Annotated in this window: 13 protein-coding genes; 5 read left to right on the top strand and 8 right to left on the bottom strand. The window is 73.6% G+C overall.

The genetic code is table 11. The features are described 5' to 3' along the window. The 7 genes from AB0N03_RS20285 to AB0N03_RS20255 form a co-directional block, all read right to left on the bottom strand. Positions 1-1,176, bottom strand: a 1,176-nt coding sequence (locus AB0N03_RS20285; RefSeq protein WP_364373670.1) for a branched-chain amino acid aminotransferase, incomplete at its 3' end; no start/stop codon positions are given. Continuing rightward, the gene (locus AB0N03_RS20280) at positions 1,173-2,486 is read right to left on the bottom strand and encodes an adenylosuccinate lyase family protein (RefSeq protein ID WP_364373667.1); all 1,314 of its coding nucleotides are present in this window, start codon (positions 2,484-2,486) and stop codon (positions 1,173-1,175) included. The genes AB0N03_RS20285 and AB0N03_RS20280, both read right to left, overlap by 4 nt. Continuing rightward, positions 2,483-4,414, bottom strand: a complete 1,932-nt coding sequence (locus AB0N03_RS20275) for an FAD/NAD(P)-binding protein (RefSeq protein ID WP_364373664.1) — start codon at positions 4,412-4,414, stop codon at positions 2,483-2,485. Before AB0N03_RS20275 ends, AB0N03_RS20280 begins: the two co-directional genes overlap by 4 nt. A 27-nt stretch (positions 4,415-4,441) precedes the next feature. Then, positions 4,442-5,479: a 3-deoxy-7-phosphoheptulonate synthase gene (aroF, locus tag AB0N03_RS20270; protein ID WP_364373662.1), complete on the bottom strand. Its 1,038-nt coding sequence runs from the start codon at positions 5,477-5,479 to the stop codon at positions 4,442-4,444. Positions 5,480-5,505: 26 nt separating this feature from the next. Next, a complete protein-coding gene (locus AB0N03_RS20265) occupies positions 5,506-7,170 on the bottom strand; it encodes a class I adenylate-forming enzyme family protein (RefSeq protein WP_364373659.1) in 1,665 nt (554 codons plus the stop codon). A 234-nt stretch (positions 7,171-7,404) separates the two neighbouring features. Next, positions 7,405-9,219, bottom strand: a complete 1,815-nt coding sequence (locus tag AB0N03_RS20260) for a BTAD domain-containing putative transcriptional regulator (RefSeq protein ID WP_364373656.1) — start codon at positions 9,217-9,219, stop codon at positions 7,405-7,407. A gap of 280 nt (positions 9,220-9,499) precedes the next feature. Then, positions 9,500-10,324 (bottom strand): ExsB family transcriptional regulator, encoded by an 825-nt coding sequence (locus tag AB0N03_RS20255; RefSeq protein ID WP_364373653.1) that lies wholly within the window; start codon positions 10,322-10,324, stop codon positions 9,500-9,502. Between the two features lie 195 nt (positions 10,325-10,519). Between AB0N03_RS20255 and larB the strand changes: the two genes are divergently transcribed. From larB to AB0N03_RS20235, 4 genes are read left to right on the top strand one after another with little or no spacing between them, the layout of a single operon-like run. Then, positions 10,520-11,212 carry a nickel pincer cofactor biosynthesis protein LarB gene (gene larB, locus AB0N03_RS20250; protein WP_364373650.1) on the top strand — a complete coding sequence of 231 codons (693 nt, stop codon included), beginning with the start codon at positions 10,520-10,522 and terminating at the stop codon, positions 11,210-11,212. Next, positions 11,209-12,393, top strand: coding sequence for a nickel pincer cofactor biosynthesis protein LarC (gene larC / locus AB0N03_RS20245; RefSeq protein WP_364373647.1), 1,185 nt, complete (start codon positions 11,209-11,211; stop codon positions 12,391-12,393). The genes larB and larC overlap by 4 nt, the downstream gene beginning before the upstream one ends. 57 nt (positions 12,394-12,450) lie before the next feature. Continuing rightward, complete coding sequence (locus AB0N03_RS20240; protein WP_364373644.1) at positions 12,451-12,921, top strand: DUF4383 domain-containing protein; 471 nt, start codon at positions 12,451-12,453, stop codon at positions 12,919-12,921. Positions 12,922-12,924: 3 nt separating this feature from the next. Beyond that, positions 12,925-13,308: a VOC family protein gene (locus AB0N03_RS20235; protein WP_364373642.1), complete on the top strand. Its 384-nt coding sequence runs from the start codon at positions 12,925-12,927 to the stop codon at positions 13,306-13,308. Here the strand turns inward: AB0N03_RS20235 and AB0N03_RS20230 are convergent. After that, on the bottom strand, positions 13,305-14,327 hold the full coding sequence (locus tag AB0N03_RS20230) for an NAD-dependent epimerase/dehydratase family protein (protein WP_364373639.1): 1,023 nt from the start codon (positions 14,325-14,327) through the stop codon (positions 13,305-13,307). The genes AB0N03_RS20235 and AB0N03_RS20230 overlap by 4 nt on opposite strands. Before the next feature lie 191 nt (positions 14,328-14,518). Here AB0N03_RS20230 and AB0N03_RS20225 point away from each other — a divergent pair, with 191 nt between their 5' ends. Then, on the top strand, positions 14,519-16,111 hold the full coding sequence (locus AB0N03_RS20225; RefSeq protein WP_364373636.1) for an ABC-F family ATP-binding cassette domain-containing protein: 1,593 nt from the start codon (positions 14,519-14,521) through the stop codon (positions 16,109-16,111). Positions 16,112-16,236 lie beyond the last annotated feature (125 nt).

Here is a 16,236-nt window from a genome sequence, read left to right as displayed (position 1 = left end):
TGTTGTTGTGGTCCTTGTGGTGGTGGGGGCGGGGGCGGGGGGGGGGGGTCTCTCGCTAACACCCCCCCAAACCCCCCCTCTCCCCCCACCACGACCCGGGTCGACGGCGTGCAGCCAGCCGAACTCGTCGGGCGCGTCGCCGTACTGGACGTCCAGCAGGGCGTTCAGCAGGCGGCGGGTGACCGGGCCGGTGGTGCCGTCGCCGATCGCCCACTCGCCGTCCGGCGTCACGGCGTGGCTGACCGGCGCGACGGCGCGGGCGGTGCCGCACGCGAACGTCTCGGTGACGCGCCCCTCCCGGCAGCCGCGTGCCCAGTCTTCGAGGGTGACCGGCTCCTCGGCGACGGTCAGGCCGAGCCGTCCCGCCAGCCGCAGGATCGAATCGCGGGTGATGCCGGCCAGCAGCGTCCCGCTCAGCGGCGGCGTGACGAGCCGGTCGCCCTCGACGAAGAACAGGTTGGAGCCGCCGACCTCTTCGACGTACCGGCGCTCGCGCGCGTCCAGCCAGACGACCTGGTGGCAGCCGTGCGCCGCGGCCTCCCGCTGCGCGATGTAGGAGCCGCCGTAGTTGCCGCCGCACTTGATCGTGCCCGTGCCGCCGTCGGCCGCGCGGACGAACTCGGGTGACGCCCACAGCCGGATCGGCGCGGGCTCGGCCGTGGCGGGCCGGGCGGGGCTGCCGATCACCGCGAACAGGTACTCCTCGGCGGGCCGGTTGGACAGGTGCGTCTCGGCGGCGATCAGGAACGGCCGCAGGTAGAAGCTCTGGCCACGCGGACGCGGCACCCAGGCGCCGTCGACGCGCAGCAGCGCCGCGACCGCCGCGACGAAGTCCGCCTCCGCCAGTTCGGGCATGGCCATCCGGCGGGCCGAGCGCGCGAACCGGGCGGCGTGGTCGCGGGGCCGGAAGAGCACGCGGTGCCCGTCCGGGCGCCAGAACGCCTTCAGGCCTTCGAAGATCGTCTGTCCATAGTGGAACGCCATGGTGGCCGGGTGCAGGGTGAACGCGGCGAGCGGGCCGGTCCGGGCGTCGTGCCACCCGCGGCCGGCCGTCCACCGCGCGGTCACCATGTGGTCGGAGTAGAGCGAGCCGAAGCCGGGCATGCGCAGCAGTTCTTCGCGCTGGCCGGCGGGCATCGGCTCGACGCGCTCGGGCGCGAACTCCAGGGTGGTCATCGCGACTCCTCGCGTTCGAAGCGGGCCAGGGCGCGGTCGGCCAGGGGGCCGGCGAGTCCGGTGTAGCCCGCGGGATCCAGCAAGTCGGGGGGCACGTCGAGCAGGTCGGCCAGGTCCGCGCCGGTGCGTTCGGCTTCGGCGGTGGCGTCGGTCAGCAGGCGCTTGGCCGCCGCCTTCCCGAGCTTCGGGGCCAGGACGGCGGTGACGCGTTCGGAGACGATCGCGCCCCGGGTGAGCCGCAGGTTCGCCGCCATCGCTTCGGGATTCACCCGCAGCGTTTCGACCAGGCGGACGGCGTTGGCGGCGGCACCGGCCGTGCTGCGCAGGGTGTCCCGCAGCGGCTGCCACTCCGCGTGCCAGCCACCCGAGGACCGTTCGTCCTCGGCGGTCATCGATTGGAACAGCACGACGGCGAGCGGCGGCAGCTGCCGGGCCGCGGTCGCCACCAGCGTCGCGAACACCGGGTTGTGCTTCTGCGGCATGGCCGAGGACGCGCCGCGGCCCGGCGCCCGCTCCTCGGTGACCTCGCCGATCTCGGTGCGCGAGAGCACGAGGACGTCCGCGGCGATCTTGCCGAGCGCGCCCGTGGTGACCAGCAGCGCCGAGGCGACGTCGGCGATCGGCGTGCGGATCCCGTGCCACGGCAGCACTTGTGGTGCGAGCCCGAGCCGCCGCGCGACCAGGTCCGGCAGCTCCAGCGAGCCGGGACCGTACTCCTCGTAGGCGGCGAGCGTCCCCGCCGCGCCACCCAGCGACACCGGCAGGTCCGCGCGCACCCGCCGCACGCGGTCGACGGCGTCGAGCACGAGGTGCAGCCAGGTCGCCGCCTTGAGCCCGAACGTCACCGGCACGGCGTGCTGGGTCAGCGTGCGCCCGGCCATCGGCGTGTCCCGGTGGGCCCGGACGTGCCCGGCGAGGTGACCGGCCGTCGCCAGGAGGTCCCGGGTGACCCGGTCGAGCGTGGCCGCGCACAGCAGCATCAACGCCGTGTCGAGGATGTCCTGGCTGGTGCTGCCCCGGTGCACGTACTCGGCGGCGGCCGGGTCGAGGGCCGCGGTGAGCCCGGCGACGAACGCCACCACCGGGTTCGCCGTCTCGCGGACGCCCTCGGCGATGGCCGCGGGATCCAGGTTCCCGGGCACCGAGGCGGCGCGGATGGCCTTCGCCGCCTCCTCGGGGAGCACGCCCAGCTCGGCTTGGGCTTCGGCGAGGGCGACCTCGGTGTCGAGCATCGCGGTCAGCAGCGCGTGGTCGTCGACCAGCGCGCCGGCGCCCGTCGCGGCCCACGCGGGGGAAAGCAGCTCGCTCATGCCGTCCTCTCCAGGTCGTCGTGTTCGGCGGCGATCCGCAGGCACGAGCGGGCGATCGCGTCCGCGTCGCCGAGGATCACCGAGTTGACGCCGGGCCGGATGCCCGCCGCGGTCACCCAGTGCACGGCCTCGGTCGGCACGCCGAACGCGAACCGCCGCGGGTGCGGCCGGTCCCCGGCGTCCAGCACGTGGTACGGCCGCCGCGTCACGGCCAAGCCGCCCGTCTCGAACTCCCCGATGCGGTAAGGGCGGCACTCGCCGCGGGCGAGCAACGTCCGCAGCAGCGGATCCGTCGTGCGCCGCAGGTCGGTGTCCGGCAGGCGTGCCTCGATCAGCGTCTTCGCCCCGACGACGACGTCGGGGCACGCGGCCGACCGCGCGACGAACCGGCCGCCGGCGCCCTCGATCCGCACGTCCGGGCCGAGCACTTCGAGCACGCCGGCGTCCAGCAGCGCGCCGAACTGCTCGACGCGTTCGGCGGGCGGCCCGATCGACAGGTACGCGTTGAGCGGCATGTACCAGCGCCGCAGGTCGTCGCGGTAGGAGGCGCCGGAGATCCCGCCGTGGTCGACGACCAGCCGGATCTCGTTGCGCAGGTCGCGCAGGACATCCGTGGCCGCCTTGAGCGGACCGGTCACGTTCCCCTGGTGCGCCTCGGCCAGCTCGGTGTCCACAGCGGACCGGAGCCACGCGCGGAACGTCGGTGTCGAGGCGAGGTCGGCGGCCGAGTAGGGCGTCGCCACCCGCCGCCAGTCCCAGGCCCGGTCGATGCCGAACTTGGCCAGGACGATCCGCTGGGCCTCGGTTTCCCGCACCGCCAAGGGGTCGCCGCCGGACGGCACCTCGGCGGGCCCGGCGGCGGCGAACGCCTCGGTGAACGCCTCGACGTCGCAGGCGCACCCGCGCTCCCGCACCTGGGCCGCGTAGAAGACCGTGCGGACCTCCTGGTCGATCAGCGGCCAGACGTCGCGGCGGAAGTCGGCGCCCTCGCGCAGCCGCCCGATCACCGCGGAGGTGAGGAACCGCGGTTCGTGCCGGCCGGAAGCGCCCTTCTCGTTGCGGGCGCGGGCCTGGTACGGGACGCCGCGCCGCGACCCGGCGACCAGCCGCGGTTCCCGGCCGGACGGGACGTAGGCGAGCGCGCCGCCCGGCTCACGCGTGAACCGGCCGCCGCGCCCGAGGGTGAGCAGGGCCAGGTGGTCGAAGAAGTTCAGGCCCATCCCGCGCAGGAGCACCGGCTCCCCCGCGGGCACGCCCGAGGGCGACGCGTCAGCCGGGTTGCCCGGCGCGAAGTAGCGCAGGCCGTGGCGCTCGGCGTACCGGCTCAGGCCCGCTTCGGCCGGGCTGAGCTCGTGCGGCTGGTGTCCCAGCGCGAGCACGACGGCGGCCAGCCCGCCGACGGTCGTCCCGTCGGCCAGGACGACGTCCTGCCGGCCGTCGGGGCGGTCCCGGACGTCGACCGCCCGCGCCTGGTGGGCCACGAACTCGAGCGACGGCGGCGCGGTGCGCGTGATCCGCCGCCGCGTCCAGCGCAGGTAGCTGCCGTAGAAGGCCCGTGACGGGTAGTCGTCCGGGCCCAGCGCCGCCGCCTCGGCGCGGACGGCGTCCGGCACGTCCGGGCTGCCGAGCAGGGCGATCGACCGCGCCCACTCGTACAGGCTCGGGCCGCGCACGACCGGGCCTTCGCAGTCGACGGTCTCGTCGACGAACATGGTCACCTGGCCGGCGACGGTGTTCATCAGCAGCAGGCGGTCCTGCGTACTGCGCCACACCTGGCCGCCGTCGGCCAGCCGCGGGTCGACGAGGTGCACGACCAGCCGGTGGCCGCGTGGCACGAGCGCGTTCGTGTTGGCGCTCAACCGTTCCGCGACCGACAGCCCGCGCGGGCCGAGCCCGACCACGGCGATCTCCGACGTCTTCCCGAACACTGTCTCCCACTCCCGTACTGGTCTTGGTCAGCGTCTCTGCAGGCTTCGGCCGAGCCCGGCCGCGGCGGCGGCGAGCCGGGTCATCAGTCCCGCGAACTGCTCCGGCCGCAGCGCCTGCTTCGCGTCGCACAGCGCCTCCTCCGGCCGGACGTGGACGTCGACCAGCAGCGCGTCCGCCCCGGCCGCGATGGCGGCCAGCGACAGCGGCTCCACCAGCTCCGGACGACCGCCCGAGTGACTCGGGTCGACGATCACCGGCAGGTGGGTGCGCTGCTTCCACAGCGCCACCGCGGTCAGGTCGAGCGTGAAGCGCGAAGACGGCTCGAACGTGCGGATGCCGCGCTCGCACAGCACCACCTGGTCGTTGCCTTCCAGCAGCAGGTACTCCCCGGCGGCGAGCGTCTCCTCGACGGTGCAGCCGAACCCGCGCTTGAGCACGACCGGCAGGCCGCTCTGGCCCACCGCGCTCAGCAGCGCGAAGTTCTGCATGTTCCGCGCGCCGATCTGGAAGCCGTCCACGACCTCGGCCAGCCGCTTGACGTGCTCGGGGTCGACGACCTCGGTCACGAACGGCAGTCCCGTCTTCCGTCTCGCCTCGACGAGCAGCTCGAGCCCGGTGAACCCCCGTCCCTGGAACGCATGCGGTGACGTCCGCGGCTTGAAGACGCCGCCCCGCAGCGCGACGGCGCCGTGCTCGGCCACGAGTTCCGCCGTGGCGAGCATCTGCTCCGGCGTCTCGACCGCGCAGGGGCCGGCGATCACCGCCACCGAGCCGTCCCCGATCGTGGCCGGGCCGAGGGCCACCTCGGTCCCGGCCGGGCGCAGCTCCCGGCGGCCCAGCCACGCCTCGCCGACCCGCGGCACGCGCAGGGTCGGCGACGGCAGGTCCGCCGCCGCGGCGAGCAGGTCGGCGTTGTCCACTCCGGACACGGGAAGGACGTGGCTGGCGCCGAGGCGGTACACCTGCGTCGGCGTGCCGGCGGACTCCAGGTACCGCAGCCAGCCGTCGACCCGGGCGCGGGTCACGGTCTCGTCGAACACGAGCAGGAGGTCTTGGTGAGTCACGGCGATCGTCTCTTCTCCGGAGGTTTTCACGCCAGCGCGTCGCTGGTGGCGAGGTTCTTGCCCCGGCGGTCACGGACGTGCACGGCGAGGTCCTTGTACTTGTCCCGGAGGAAGCGCTTGAGCGACTTGCCGGTGACGCCGAGCGGGAAGTCGTCGTCGCCGGTGGCGACCTCGACGACCGACAGCTCGGGCTTCCCGTTGGCCCGCAGGGCTTCGTTGGCCGCGAACAGCACCTTCCCGGCGTCGACGTCCCGGCCGGTCACGACGGCCACGGCCACCTGCTCCCCGCCGTGTCCGCCGGCCACGACGGTGCAGTCCTCGACGCCGGCGACCTCGTTGAGGATCAGCTCCTCCATCAGCACCGAGTAGCCGGGCCCGGCGGCCGTGTGCACGACGTCGACCACGCGGTCGACCTGGTAGAAGTTGCCCTCTTCGTCCCGGTAGGCGACGTCGCCGGTCAGCCAGTACCCGGCGAGCTTGCTGCGGTAGTAGGTGTCCTGGTTCCCCCAGTACCCGACGGTCATCGACGGCGGCTTCGCGCCGAGCAAGCCGTATTCGTACGGCTCGGCGAGCGTGCCGTTGTCCCGCACGATCGCGACCTCGGCGAACCCGACCGACTTGCCGACGCAGCGGTCGTTGCGCTCGGTCGCCAGGGTGCGCGGCTGCATCAGCACGCCCCAGCCCAGCTCGGTGGTGCCGAGCCGGTCGAGGAACGCGGCCGGCGGCCGCTCCGGCGAGCGGCGGCCCAGGATGTTCTTCAGGTGCCGCTCGTGGATGGCGTCCGCCATGGACACCCAGATGTTCACCGAGTCGAGGGCACCCCGGGGCGTCTCGATCGCCGCCAGCTCCGGGTAGGCGTGGCCGAACGCCATCACCATGCTCGGCCGGTGCGTCTCGACGGCGTCGGCGAGTTCGGCGCCGGTGACGTCCCGGTGGACGACCATCGGCTGGCCGCCCAGCACGGCGTAGGCGTTGAACGACACGCAACCCTGGTGCGACTGCGGAAGCGCGTTCAGGATGAGCGCGTCCGGCTCCTCCTGGTAGTTCACCGCCCGCCACTTGGGACCGTCCAAAATGGTCTTGTGGGTGTGGATGACCGGCTTCGGCAGCCCGGTCGTACCGGAGGAGTGCATGAGGCCGACGGGGTCGTCCGGGTGGTGGCGGAACCGGTCGGCGTCCGGCAGGACCGCCGACGGCGGCCCGTCCTGTCCCGTGTGGACCCACCCGAGGTTCAGCCGGTCGAGGTCCGGGGCGATCCGGTCGAGCCGCTCGGAGTCGGTGTAGAGGCCGGTGGCCCCGCTGCGCTCGATCAGCGCGACGGCGCTGTCGCGCTTCGCGTTGCTGTTGATGAGCATCGAGATCGCGCCGATCTGCGCGAGCGCCGAGAGGTGCAGGAAGTACTGGATGGAGTCGGGCGGGAAGACGGCGACCCGGTCGTGCGGCCGCACACCCCGCTCGAGGTACCAGACCGACCAGCTCTGCACGAGGTGGTCGAGGTCCCGGAGGCTGAACCAGCGCTTCGTTTCGCCGTCGGTGTACGGGATCGGGGTGAGCGAGTGGATGAAGGGCTCGTCCGGGTACGGGTTGAGCTCGAGCATGGCGGGCAGCAGGTTCCCCCCGCCGATGCGCGGGTCGGCGAGGACCCGGGCCCGCAGTTCGGGACTCAGGACGGTCTTGCGGGTGAACTCCATGGCATCACTTTCTGCTGCGGGACCACGGTCTTTGACTCCACGACCGAGCTTGCCCGGTGACACCATCGGCGGACCCTCGCCGGTGCATCGGTGCCGCATCGGCGGCGATGGCGTTGCGAGGCAACGGATATCGATGTCGCACAGCGCGTTCGCCCGGTCACCGGCGCGGACGAAACGGACGACACGCGCACCCAGGCGGGTACGCGTGTCGTCCGTGCGGGTACGGAAAGCGGGTCAGCCGAAGCTGCACTCCAGGTCGCCGACCGCGGTCAGCCTCTTGCGGCCGATGGTCGTCAACACCGACTCGTGCTCCACCGCCTTCACGCGCGCGTGCTCCCGGACCAGGTCGTGGAAGTGGTACCGGCCCGCGGTCCGCTGGCGCAGGACGTGGGCGTCGAACAGCTCCTCCAGCAACCGCTCCGCCTCCGGCACCGGCTGTCCCAGCAGCACGGCCGCGTCGGCCGCGTCGAGCTCCTCGCCGTCGAACGCACCCAAGGCCCGGAACAACCGGCGCTGCGCGGCCGGCAACCGCTCGTAGGACACCTCGAACCGCGACGCCACGCTGCGGTCCTCCAGGCTCAGCTCGGCCAGGCGCGTGGCGCGGTCGCGCAGCCGGAACGCCAGGTCCTCGAGCGACCACGCCGGCCGGTTGTGGAACCGGCACGCCGCGATCGCGACCGCCAGCGGGAGGTGCCCGCAGAGGGCCACCACCTCCGCGACCGCGTCCGGCCGGCTCGCCGTGCGGTCCGGTCCCGCGATCCGGCTGAACAGCGCCGCCGCGTCCGACGGCGGGAACACGTCCAGCGAACGGGACGTCACCCCGTCGAGGCCGGCCAGGCGGCGACGGCTGGTGATGATCACCTGCGCCTTCCCCGTGCCGGGCAGCAGCGGGCGGACCTGCCGGGCGTCGAGGGCGTTGTCCAGCACCACGAGCACCCGCCGCTCAGCGAGCTCGGCCCGCCAGCGCGCGGCGCGCTGCCGGCCGCCGCGAGGGATCCGGTCCGGCGGGAGACCGAAGTCCAGCAGCAGCCGCTCCAGCGCCGCGTCCGGTTCGAGCGGCTCCCGCCCGGCCGTGTGCCCGTGCAGGTCGAGGTAGAGGTGCCCCTCGGGAAACCGGTGCGCCAGCTGGTGGGCGAGCCGGACGGCCAGCGTCGTCTTGCCGGCGCCGGGCATGCCGTCGATGGCCAGGATGCTCAGCGCGGTTCCCGCCGACCGGCTCACCGAAAGGAACCGCAGCTCCTCGGCGCGGCCGGTGAAGTGCGCGGTGTCGTAGGGCAGGAACGACCGGCCCGGGGCGGGCTCGGGCCGCCGCTTCGGCAGGTCGTCACGCAGGATGCGCTCGTACAGCTCGCGGATGCTCGCCCCCGGGTCGACGCCGAGCTCGTCGCGCAGCATCCGCCGGCCCTGTTCGTACGCGTTCAGCGCGTCGGCCGTGCGGCCGCACCGGTGCAGCGCCAGCATCAGCAGCTTGCGGGTCTCCTCCCGCAGCGGGTGCCGCGAGACGAGCTCGCCCAGCTGCGGCACGAGCGACGACGCCTCTCCGCCGTCCAGGCGCAACCCGATGAGCCGTTCGGTCGCGGTCAGCCGGTTCTCCTCGAACCGCGCGGCGACGATCTCGAACGCCGGACTGGTCAACCCGGACAGCGCGGGCCCGTTCCACAGCGCGAGTGCCGCTTCCAGGAGCTCGACGGCCGCGGCGGTGCGCCCGCCGGCGGCCGCGGCGGAAGCCGACGCGACCATCGCGGTGAACCGGTGCGCGTCGACGCCGTGCGGGTCGACGGTGATGCGGTAGCCGGGACCGTCCTTGACGACGAGGTGCTTGGCCGTCCCGAAGCTGCGTCTCAGCGCGGCGACGGCGTTGTGCAGCTGTCTTCGCGCGGTCGCCGGCGGCTCGTCGTCCCACATGGCCTCCAGCAGGCGGTCCGCGCCGACCACCTTGTTCGCGCTGAGCAGCAGCATCACCAGGAGCCGCTGCTGACGGAGACCGCCGAGGTCCACCCGCTCCCCGTCGCGCTGGACCCGCAAGGTGCCGAGCAACTCGAAGTACATTCGATCCTCCCCCACCGTGCGCGAACGGCTACCGCTCGCAGCCGCCGCGCGCCGAACTCGCCGAAACATAGCCGAAAAATGCGCTCGGCAAGACGTAATAACCGACACGGTGTTTTCGGCACGGTATCCCGGCGAATGATCGACGCGGACCGTACACGAATCGTCGCAATTGGCCGACGAACAAATCCAACGCGATAGCCGCGGGTTCGGTTACGTGGTTTTTTCATACCCCGTTCGGTGACGGCACAAATGACCACGGCGAACGCGCGGGGGAAAGGACCTAAGGCGGCGGCGCGAGCGCGGGCGCACGATAGGCCGTGACCGCGCCCGGGCCGCTCAGGCCGAGGCCACCGAGCTCGCCGACCACCGCGGCCGCGAGCCCCGGCCGTGCTTCGACGGCCGCGTGCGCAGGACCATCCACCTCCACCCGGAATCCCCGGCCGAGCAGGCGGACGCGCAGGTCACGGGGGCGGATCCCCGCCTCCGCCAGCCGCGCGCCCACCGCGATCTCGGCGCGTTCCACCAGCCCCAACCTTCCTAAAGAGACCGGCACCCCCACGGAGATACGTGACGCCAGGCAGGGTGTCGACGGCTTGTCGGCCACGGACAGCGACCACGCGGCGGCCAGCGCCCGGACCGCGGCCTTGCCCAGCCCGGCCTCGGCCAGCGGCTCGACGACGCGCAGCTCACGGGCCGCCCGCAGGCCGGGGCGGTGCACGGCGCGGTGGTCGTCGGCGTGGGTCCCGGTCGCCACGTGCGCGAACCCGCGCCGCAGCGCGAGCCCGCCGATCGCGCCGAGCACGGCCTGTTTGCAGAAGTAGCAGCGGTCGCCGGCGTTGTCCCGGTATCCGGGAACGGCCAGCTCGGTACCCGGGACCTCGGCCAGCTCGACCCCCAGACCGGCCGCGATCCCCCGCGCGGCAACGAGTTCCGCCCGCGCGAGGCTGGGCGAGTCGGCGATCGCCGCGAGCACGCTCCCGGCCGGCAACGCCCGCACGGCCGCGGCCAGCACGAGCGCGGAGTCGACCCCGCCGGAGAACGCGACGGTCACGCTCCCCAGCGCGCGGACCCGGTCCAGCAGCCGATCTTCGATTCCGGTGTCCATTACTCCGTCCCCGCTGGTCGCGCGGTCGCGGTGATCCGATTTCGGCAAAAGAACAGCACTTGTCCTCCGCTCGAGGCGTCTTGCGTGTGGTAAGTCGATCGCGACGGGTCCACCCAGTCAACCCATTGCCGTATTCGTGCGGCATCCCCCGGGAACAGTTTACATACGGTACTCGAGAACGCTAACGTGTCGAAGGTGGTATCGACTGGGGTTACGGCGGCGACCGCCGATCTGGGCTTTGCGCGATTGGACCTCGACCGGGCCGCGCGCACGGGGGATCCGGAAGTGGTGTTCGGCGCGGGAAAGACGCCCGGGCAGATCACGGCCGCGCTCGCGCGGCTGCACGAGGCCCATCCCGGCCGCGCGGTGCTCGCCACGCGGGTCGGCGAAGAGGCGCGGGCGCTGTGCCGGGAACGCCTGCCGGAGGCCGACGTCGACGACGCCGGCCGGACGGTGACGCTCGGGCCCGTGCCGGCACCGCGCGGCCGGGTGGCCGTCGTGTGCGCCGGGACGTCGGACCTGCCCGTCGCCCGCGAGTGCGCCACGACGATCGCGGTCTTCGGTGCGGAGCCGGACCTCGTCGTCGACGTCGGCGTGGCCGGGCTGCACCGGCTGCTGGCCGAACGCGACCGGATCGCCGGTGCCGGCGCCGTCGTGGCGATCGCCGGGATGGAGGCGGCGCTGCCCACCGTCCTCGGTGGACTCGTGGGTACGCCGCTGATCGCCGTGCCCACGAGCGTCGGCTACGGCTGGCACCTCGACGGCCTGACCGCGTTCCTGACCATGCTGAACAGCTGCGCCCCCGGCGTCGTGACGGTCAACATCGACAACGGCTTCGGCGCGGGTGTCGCCGCGGCCCGCGTCGCCCGGCAGTCGGTGACGCCGTGACCGTTGCGTGGATCGACGCCGGGAACGGCTGCGCCGGCGACATGCTGCTGGCCGCGCTGGTCGACGCGGGCGCGGACTTCGACGGCGTCCTCGCGGGACTCTCCCGGCTGCCCGTCGACGACGTCCGGCTCACCGAGCAGGTGGTGCGGCGGCACGGGCTGCGGGCGCGCCAGGTGGTCGTCGAGGCGCCCGAGACGCGGCACGCCCGGCACCTCCCGGAGATCCTCGACCTGATCGCGTCCGCCGCGTTGCCCGGCGCCGCGGAACGCTTCGCCACCAAGGTGTTCGACCGGCTGGCCGACGCGGAAGCCGCCGTGCACGGCATCGACCGGGACCGCGTGCACTTCCACGAAGTCGGCGCGCTGGACGCGATCGTCGACATCGTCGGGTGCGCGCTCGGCCTGGAGGCGCTGGGCCTGCTGGACGCGACCGTCACGGTGTCGCCGATCGCCGTCGGCGGCGGGACGGTGACCGCGGCGCACGGCCGGCTCACCGTGCCACCGCCCGCGGTGCTCGCGCTGCTCACCGGCGCGTCGGCGCCGGTCGCCGCGCACCCCGCCGCGCGGGAGCTGTGCACCCCGACGGGCGCGGCGCTGCTCGTCACGCTCGCCGGCGCGTACGGCCCGATGCCGGCCTGCGTGCCGGTCAAGGTCGGGGTCGGCGCGGGCACGGCCGACCCGCCCGGGCACGCGAACATCGTCCGGGTGGTCGTCGGCTCGGCTTCGGAACCGGACCGCACGTGGGTGCGCGCGAAGATGACCGTCGTCGAGACGACGGTCGACGACCTCGATCCCCGGCTGTGGCCCGAAGTCCTGGCGGCGCTGCGCGGCGCGGGCGCGGCCGACGCGTGGTGCGCGCCGGTGACCGCGCCGAAGGGCCGGCCGGGCATGGTCCTGACGGCGCTGGCGGCGGACGACCGCGTCGACGGCGTCTGCGCGGCGGTGTTCGCCCACACGTCGACGCTCGGGGTACGGCTGTCCCCGGTGGAGCGGCGGTCGCTGCCGCGCGACAGCGTCACCGTGGACTACCGCGGGCGCCCGGTGAGCGTGAAGCGCGGGTACCTGAACGGGGTCGTCGTGACGGCGCAGCCGGAGTACGAGGAAGTGAAGGCGGCGGCGGAGGCCACCGGGCAGCCGCTGCGCCGGGTACTGGAGGAAGTGCGCGCCGCCGCGGCATCGTGACCGGTTTGTCCGCGCCCGGGCCGGGTAGCCGACCGGTTCGAGACATGCGGAGGTGTCATGACGACGGAAGTCCGGTCACGGCGGAGCGCGGCGCGGACCGCCGCCATGGTGTTCGGGGTCGCGTTCCTGCTGGTGGGGGTGCTGGGGTTCGTGCCGGGGATCACCGCGGGGTACGCGGACCTGCACTTCGCCGGCCACGAGTCGGGGGCGCGCCTCTTCGGCGTGTTCACCGTCTCCGTGCTGCACAACCTGGTCCACCTGGTGTTCGGGGTGCTCGGCGTGCTGGCCGCCCGCGGCAACGGCGGTTCGCGGGCGTTCCTGATGATCGGCGGCGGGGTCTACGTCCTGCTCTTCGTGTTCGGGCTGGCGATGGACCACGACAGCCCGGCCAACTTCATCCCGGTCGACAACGCCGACGACTGGCTGCACCTCGGCCTCGGCGTCGCGATGATCGCGCTCGGCATCGCGACGACGGCGATCGACCGCAGCCGCGGTGAGTACCCCGAGCCGGAGATCCAGGGGCACTGAGCCGTGCTCCGGCTCGGATTTCCGGTGCTCGGCGTGTCCGACGTCGCGCGCGCCGCCGCCTTCTGGTCGGCGGCGCTGCACCTCGTCATCACCGAGGAGTGGGCCAGTGACCGGTGGCGCACGCTGGAGCACGCCGACGGCTCCGGCCACGCGCTCGCGCTCATGCACAGCGAGTCGCCGGTCGAGCCGTACCCGCGCGTGCACCTCGACCTGCTGGTCGACACCACGGCGGAGCAGGAGGCCGAGGTCGCCCGGCTCATCGGCCTCGGCGCCGCAGAAGTCGATTGGGACCGCTACCCCGCGCAGCCGGACTTCGTCGTCCTCGCCGACCCGGACGGCAACCGCTTCTGCGTGGTGGACCTCAGCAAGGCACCGTCCACCGGTTAGGGACGCCGGCCCACGCCCGTCGCGATCTCGTGCAGCCGGTGCCGGTCCGGGGCCAGCGGCGCCGTGTCCGCGCCCGCACCTTCGCGCAGGCCCGCGAGGAACTCCTTCAGCGTGAACGCCGCGTCGTGCCGCGGCCGCCAGCCCAGCTCGGACTCCGCGCGGGAGGTGTCCATGACCGGCAGGCGCAGCACCGCGTCGAAGAGCCCGGGCGTCGCCGGTACCGCGCGCAGCCGCCAGGCCGCGCTCACCGCCGCCCGGACCGCCGCGGCCGGCACCGGCACCGTGCGCGCGCCCAGCAGGTCCGCGACGAACCGCGGGTCGACGACCGGGCCGGTCGCGACGTTGAACGCCCCGCGCACCGGGCGCGTCACCGCCCGGCGGACGGCGTCGGCCAGATCGTCGGTGTGCACGACCTGGACGCGCAGCCCGGGAACGTCCGGCACGACCGGGATCAGGCCGGGCCGCACGAGCGAGCCCGGGATGAACGGCCCGCCGAACAGCCGGCGCTGCTCGGTGGCGGCGGCGCGCTGGAAGACGAAGCCCGGACGCATCCGGACGACGGCGAGCTTCGGGTGGCGCTGCTCGAACGCGTCGAGGTAACGCTCCACATAGGACTTTTCGCGGGTGTAGGCCGCACCGGGCCAGCCGTGCGTCGGCCAGTCTTCGGTGACCGGTTCGTCGTCCTCCCGCGGTGAGTACGCGCCGATCGAGGACGCGTAGACGAGCTTGGATACCCCGGCCGCGGCCACCGCGTCGAACACCCGCAGCGAGCCGAGGACGTTCGCGCGCCACGTGCGTTCCGGGCGGCGCGTGGGCTGGAACAGCCAGGCCAGGTGGACGACCGCGTCGGCGCCGCGGAAGAGCGGCACGAGGTCGTCGCGCTCGACGTCGGCCGTGACGACGCCCTCGGCCGGCCGTCGAGCCAGCCCGACGACCGTCTCGACCTGCGGGTCGGCGTTCAATGCGGCGACGACGCCGCTCCCGATGTTGCCGGTCGCTCCGGTGACCACGATGCGCATCCGGGGCGGTTACCCGGCGCCCGCGCCGTCAATCCTGCTATCTTCGCGGGGAAAGATCTCGTGGAGGAGACCACTCGTGGCAGGTGACGTCGACATCTCCGGATAGCTCCGGAGCGTGCGGCCCCCGGCAGTGCCGGTGCGGGCCGCTTTCGACGTCCCCTTTCGCTTCGCACCACACCGAGGTCCGCACCATGTCCGAAATCGTCCTGTCCGGCCTGTCCTTCTCGTGGCCGGACGACACCCCCGTCTTCGACCGGCTGTCCGCCACCTTCCCCGGCGGCCGCACCGGGCTCGTCGCCCCGAACGGCTCCGGCAAGACGACGCTGCTGAAGCTGGTCGCCGGGGTGCTGAAGCCGTCGGCGGGCAGCGTCACCGCCGACGGTGTCCTCGGCTACCTGCCGCAGGACCTGCCGCTGAGCGGGGAGCCGTCCGTCGCCGAGGTCCTCGGGGTGGCGCCGGTCCTGCACGCCATCGCGGCCGTCGAGTCCGGTGACGTCGACGAAGCGCACTTCACGACCATCGGCACCGACTGGGACATCGAGGAGCGCACGCGTGGCCAGCTGGACCGGCTGGGCCTCGACGTCGCGCTCGACCGTTCGCTCGGCACCCTGTCCGGCGGCCGGATCGTCTCCCTCGGGCTGGCGGCGCAGTTGCTCAAGCGGCCGGACGTGCTGCTGCTCGACGAGCCGACCAACAACCTCGACCGCGACGCCCGGCGCAAGCTGTCCGGCGTGCTCGACGACTGGTCGGGCTGCCTCGTCGTGGTCAGCCACGACCGCGCGCTGCTCGACCGGATGGACCGGATCGCCGAGCTCGACCGCGGCGAGATCCGGTTCCACGGCGGGAACTTCACTTCCTACGAAGAGGCCGTCGAAGCCGCGCGGGAGGTCGCCGAGAAGAACATCCGCAACGCCGAGCAGGAGGTCAAGCGCGAGAAACGGGAGATGCAGCAGGCTCGCGAACGCGCCGCCCGCCGTGCGAGCACCGCGTCGCGCAACCTCGGCAACGCCGGGCTGCCCAAGATCTTCGCGGGCACGATGAAGCGCACCGCGCAGGAGTCGGCCGGCAAGGCGGACGGCACGCACGCGGCGCGCGTCGACGCGGCCAAGGCCAAGCTCGACCAGGCCGAGCGGGCACGGCGGGACGAGCGGAAGATCAGCCTGGAGCTGCCGCGGACGGAGGTCCCGGCGGGCCGCACGCTCTTCCTCGCCGAGGACCTGCGGGCGCGCGGCCTCTTCCCGGCCGGCGTCGACCTGGCGATCCGCGGCCCCGAGCGGATCGCGCTCACCGGGCCCAACGGCGCCGGGAAGTCCACGCTGCTGCGGATCCTGAAGGGCGACCTCGAGCCCGACAGCGGTTCGGTGTCGCGCTTCGACGGCCGGATCGCGTTCCTGTCCCAGCGTCTCGACCTGCTCGACGACGACCGGACGGTGGCCGGGAACCTGGCAGCGGCCGCCCCCGCGCTGCCGCCGTCGCAGCGGATGAACCTGCTGGCCCGCTTCCTGTTCCGCGGCTCGCGCGTGCACCTGCCGGTGGGCGTTCTTTCGGGCGGCGAACGGCTGCGCGCCACGCTGGCCTGCGTCCTGTTCGCCGAACCGGCACCGCAGCTGCTGTTGCTCGACGAGCCGACGAACAACCTCGACCTCGTCAGCACCGCGCAGCTGGAGAGCGCGCTGACGGCGTTCCGCGGCGCGTTCGTCGTCGTGAGCCACGACGAGCGGTTCCTCGACCGCATCGGGATCGACCGGTGGCTGCGGCTGGAAAACGGTGACGTACACGGGTGACGCCGCGGTCGCCTGAGCATCGGCGCAAGTGGTGGGGGGGGGGGGGCGGAGGGGCGGGGCCGCTTGGGAGAGGAGACACCACCCCCCCCCGGGGGCGGGGGGGGCGGCCGGGGGGTGTGGCGCGG

The sequence above is a fragment of the Amycolatopsis sp. NPDC051061 genome (assembly GCF_040682935.1).
Taxonomy (GTDB): Bacteria; Actinomycetota; Actinomycetes; order Mycobacteriales; family Pseudonocardiaceae; genus Amycolatopsis.
Note: the sequence above shows the minus strand (reverse complement) of the source record. Positions and strands in the feature narration are given on the sequence as shown.